The organism is Mycobacterium colombiense, assembly GCF_003284975.1.
Lineage (GTDB): Bacteria > Actinomycetota > Actinomycetes > Mycobacteriales > Mycobacteriaceae > Mycobacterium > Mycobacterium europaeum_A.
The window spans coordinates 1-4,786 of sequence record NZ_QMEU01000180.1; the positions used below are offsets into that span (position 1 = coordinate 1).

Annotated in this window: 3 protein-coding genes and 1 pseudogene; 1 reads left to right on the forward strand and 3 read right to left on the reverse strand. The window is 68.3% G+C overall.

The genetic code is table 11. The features are described 5' to 3' along the window. The 3 genes from DQP58_RS25780 to trmB all read right to left on the reverse strand — a co-directional run. Positions 1 to 2,311: MMPL family transporter (locus tag DQP58_RS25780; protein ID WP_133259443.1), on the reverse strand; the 2,311-nt coding region annotated here is incomplete at its 3' end. Positions 2,312 to 2,372: 61 nt separating this feature from the next. Beyond that, complete coding sequence (locus DQP58_RS25785) at positions 2,373 to 3,086, reverse strand: NYN domain-containing protein (protein ID WP_112710890.1); 714 nt, start codon at positions 3,084 to 3,086, stop codon at positions 2,373 to 2,375. Between the two features lie 13 nt (positions 3,087 to 3,099). Continuing rightward, a complete protein-coding gene (trmB, locus tag DQP58_RS25790) occupies positions 3,100 to 3,882 on the reverse strand; it encodes a tRNA (guanosine(46)-N7)-methyltransferase TrmB (RefSeq protein WP_205869547.1) in 783 nt (260 codons plus the stop codon). 191 nt (positions 3,883 to 4,073) lie between these two features. Between trmB and DQP58_RS25795 the strand changes: the two are divergent. Next, positions 4,074 to 4,786 (forward strand): annotated as a pseudogene (locus DQP58_RS25795) (hypothetical protein); the annotation flags it as partial.

Below are 4,786 nucleotides of genomic sequence, written 5' to 3' on the forward strand. Positions count from 1 at the left end.
TGGGCCGCTTGCGCTCGTCGGGCAGGTCGATCTCACCCAACCCGATCTTGTTCTGCAGGCGGCGGGCCCAGCGCGGCGCCCACCAGCAGTCGTCGCCGAGCAGCTTCATCACCGACGGCACCAGGAACATCCGCACGATGGTGGCGTCGAGCAGCAGCGCCGCCATCAGGCCGAAGGCCAGATACTTCATCAACACCAGGTCGGAAAACACGAAGGAACTGGCGACCACGGCCAGCACCAGGGCGGCGGCCGTGATCAGGCGCCCGGTGGTCGCGGTGCCGATCCGGATGGCCTCGGCGGTGGACATGCCCCGTTCGCGCGCCTCGACCATCCGCGAGACCAGGAACACCTCGTAGTCGGTGGCCAGCCCGAAACCGACGGCGACGACCAGCGCGATCACCACCACCATCAGTGGTGTCGGCGTGAAATTCAGCACCCCGGACAGGTGACCGTCGACGAAAATCCACGTCAGGATGCCCATCGTCGACCCTAGCGTGAGCGCGCTCATCAGCACGGCCTTGATCGGCAACACCACCGAGCCGAACGCCAGGAACATCAACAGCAGCGTGGCGCCCAGCAGCAGCACCAGCATCAGCGGAGCCTTGTCGAACAGGCTGTGGATGCTGTCCTGCTCGAGTGCCGGTGTGCCGCCGACATACAGGTTGAGGCCCTTCGGCGGGTTCACCGCCCGCAGTTCGGCGATCTTCTTTTCGGCATCATTGCGGTTGGCCAGGCCGTTCTGGATCACCCGCACCGAGCCGTCCTTGGGCACCGTGGTGCCGTTCGGGCCGGGGACGCAGGGGTTCCCGGCGATGGTCGGACACGGCCGTTCCTGCCAGGTCTTGTCAGTGAACCCACCGATCGAAGAAATCCGGTTGCGGATGTCGGCGACCTGCTGGTCTGTCACCTTGCTGTGGTTGTCGCTCTGGATCACCACGGTCAGCTGCTCGGTGCGGTAGCCGGGGAATTGCTTGTCGAAGTGTTCCTGCGCCAGGCGCACGGGGTTGTCGGGCGGTAGGTACTTCTCGCTCATGCCGCCGAACGACAGGTTGCTGAGCGGGATGACCAGCAGGATCATGCCGACCGCGATCGGGATGGCGAACGCCAGCGGTTTTTTCATCACCCAGTTGACCAGCTTGCCCCAGAAGCCGGCCTCGACCTCTTCGCGGGTCTTGGTCTTCTGCAGCCGGTCGGCCAGCCAGTTGAGGTAGGCCCGCGAGTACTTCCAGTTCCGCAGGAACGGCACCCGGAACGCGGTCCGCACGCCCAGCGCGTCGACGTGACGGCCGAGGATGCCCAGGCAGGCCGGCAGGAAGGTGATCGACAGCAACGCGGCGAGGCCCACCGCGGCGAAGATCGCGTAGGTCAGCGAGTGCACGAAGCCCTGCGGGAGTACCAGCAGGCTGGCGCTGGACGCGATGATCAGCACCGCCGAAAAGGTCACGGTGCGCCCGGCCGTCATCACGGTTCTTCGCACCGCGGCCTCGGTGTCGTAGCCCTCGGCTATCTCCTCCCGGAACCGGCTCACCACGAAGAGCCCGTAGTCGATCGCGATACCCAGGCCGATCAGGGACACCACCGGCTGGGCGAAATAATGCACGGGCCCGAACACGGCGACCAGCCGCAGGATGCCGAGCGAGCCCGCGATGCTCAGGCCGCCCACAATGGCCGGCAGGCCGGCGGCGACCGCGCCCCCGAAGACGAGGAACAGGACCACCGCCACCATCGGCACCGCCAGGACCTCCATGCGGCGCTGGTCGGTGGCGATGGTGCCCGTCAGGGCGTTGGCGATCGGCTCGAGACCGGCGAGTTGCACGGTGCCGCCATTGAGCTTCTGCAGATCCGGGGCGATGGCCTTGTAGTTGTTGAGGATGCTGTCGTCGTCGTCACCCTTCAGCGGGATGGACACGAAGGTGTGCTTCCTGTCCTCGCTGACCATCCCCTTGATCACCGGGTTGGTGCTGTCGGGCGCCGCAAGCCAGCCGGCCCACCCGACGACCTGGTCGGGGTGATCGGTCTTGAACTTGTTGAGCTCTGCGACGAGCTTGTCCCGCCACGCCGCGTCATCGACCGTTTTTCCGTTGGGAGCGGTGAAGGTGGCCACCACGTGGCTGGTGCGGTCGCGGCCGTAGGTCTGGTCGCCCAGCACCGATGCCTTCACCGATTGGCTGCCGTCGTCGTAGAAGCCGCTCTGTGTAACATGCTTGCCCAGGCTGATTCCGAAGACGCCACCCAGCAGACACAGAGCTACCGTGACCCCGATCACGATGTACCGATACCGGTACACAGTTCGACCCCACCAGGCGAACACGCAAGCTCCTTACTGGATCGTTAACGACCCGCGCGGCATCTTTCGGTTTTTCAAGCCAGTGTCACACACGCGCGGTCAACAGCGCGGACAGCGGCCGGAACGGCTGCAGCCACGCTCCCTGGTCAGGCAGCGAATCTAGGCCGATCCGCGGCAACGGTTCCCGGAAGACACCAGCGATATCCTCCAGATCAACGAAGTCCAAGGTATCCGACGCTAGCGCCCAACTCGCATGTTCGCGAAATCCGATCACCTGGACGCTGACCCCGGTTCGGGCGATGTCCTCCAGCGGGTGGCGAAAAGCCTGACCGTCCGCGGAGGCCACCACCAGCGCCGCCAACCCCTCGGTGCGCCGCAGTTCGATGTGGGCCAGCATGTCGCGGTCGACGTCGCTGTCCTCGTCGATCTTCGGCTTGGCGAACACCGCGAACCCCACGTTACGGAGCGCGTCCACCCAGGGCCGGACGACGTCGGCGCTGCCGGGCGCGATGTTGGTGAAGACGGTGGCCTCGGGTTCCACCACGACGCCGGGGCGGGTAGCGCTGACCTCGGCCGTGCGCGCCAACAACCAGCGTCCCAGGGCGTCGAACCGCGGGCGCTCCAGAGCCGTCGGGCGCCGGCCCAGGATGGAGCCCAGGCCCATGTCGAGGTTCGGAGCGTCCCACACCAGCAACACCCGTCCCGCCGGGGGAGGCAAGCCGCCCAGCGCGTCGCCGGTCAGCACCGCCGGCGGCGCGACGGGTTCGGCCCCCGCCGCGGTCTCTTCGGTCAGGCTCATAGTCATCGCCTACTCATCGTCTAAGCCAAATGAATTCGGTGACGGCGCTGCCCGCTTCTTGGGCCTTCGTCTCGTACTTGGTGGTCGGGCGGGTGACCGAGATCGGCAGCGCATCGTTGGGATCGACGGGGCGCAGCCGGGATTCGCCCGCGCCGACCCCGGCGATGTGCTCGGCGTAGCCGGCGTGGTCCGTCGCGACGTGCAGGACACCACCAGGGAGTAGCCGGTCGGCTATCAAGCCAATCGTGCCCGGCTGCAGGAACCTGCGTTTGTGGTGCCGCGCCTTCGGCCACGGGTCGGGGAAGAAGACGCGCACCCCGGTCAGCGACGCCGGCGCGATGAGGCGTTGCAGCACGTCGACGGCGTTGCCGCGGATCAGCCGGATGTTGCTCACGTTGTCGCGGTCGATCGCGCACAGCAGCTGCGCCAGCCCGCGCCGGTACACCTCCACCGCGACCACGTCGATGCCCGGTTCATCCTTGGCCATCGCCAGCGTGGATGTGCCGCTGCCGCAACCGATTTCGAGCACCACCGGCGCCCGGCGCCCGAACCAGGCGCGGGTATCCAGCGGGGGTTCGGGGTTTTCGGGTTCGTCGGCCGCGGCGCCTATCGACAGTCCGAGCTCCGGCCAGCGGCGTTCCCAGGTCTGACGCTGGGCATCGGACAGGGCCGCCCGCCGGGCCCGGAACGCCGTGGCGGGGAGATAGCGCTGGTCGGGGCGGTCCGAGTCCCCCGAGGGCGTGTCAGCAGACATCGCCACCCCGCGCTGCGCATGCATTTGTCCATGGTGGCCTATAAACCTCGGATGCAACCGCCCCTGGTCCGGATTGATACCCAACAGTTGCCTTCAACTGGTAACTGATTAACGGTGGCTCGCTTCTTGGTGACGCGGGTGCCACCATTCGGTGGGACCGCTCGGCCTCGGCGCAGCACCCAGTAGTTTCGACGCGGCCGGGACGATGGTCATCCGGACCGAACAGGCGGGATATGAGGGGACAAGGACACCAGACTTTCGTCGACGAGCTGGCGCGGTTTGCCGCCGGCCAGGTCGACCCACGCCTGGCGGCGATCGCGCAGCGCACCGCCGCACCGCTGCGCGTGGTTGTGGGCGGCCGCCGGGGGGTCGGCTGCCGCACCGTGCGCCGCGCGCTGGACGGCGCGGGACGCGCGGCGGGCATCGCGGTGGTGGACCCGAAGGCGGATGGCGAGGCGGACGTGGTGGTCCACGTGCTCGCGGAGGTGGTCAAGCCCGAGGACACCCAGGCGATCGGCCAGGCCGCAGCGGCCGGTCGTCCGGTGCTGGCGGTGCTGAACAAGGCCGATCTGGCGGGCTCGCTGTCCGGCCGGGGTGACGGGCCCGCCGCGGCGGCGCGCGCGAGGTGCACCGAGCTCTCGGCGCGCGTCGGCGTGCCGATGGAGCCGATGACCGGGCTGCTTGCGCTCACCGCGCTCGACGACCTGGACAGCACCTTGTGGACGGCGCTGTCGGCGCTCGCCGCCGACCCCGGCGCCACCGCCTGCTTCGAGGGCTCCTTCGCCGGATTCTTGGCCGCCGACGTTCCGGTGCCGCCCGACGTGCGCCACCGCCTGCTGGAGACCCTCGACCTGTTCGGCACCGCGCTGGCGGTCGCCGCATTCCGGCAGGGCCGAACCCCGGCCCAGGTGCTGACCCTGCTGCACCGGATGAGCGGCGTCGACGG

What these genes read in the sequence shown, in the direction of transcription:
- DQP58_RS25785 (WP_112710890.1), bottom strand. Translation starts at nt 3,086, where the DNA reads ATGAGCCTGACCGAAGAGACCGCGGCGGGGGCCGAACCCGTCGCGCCG.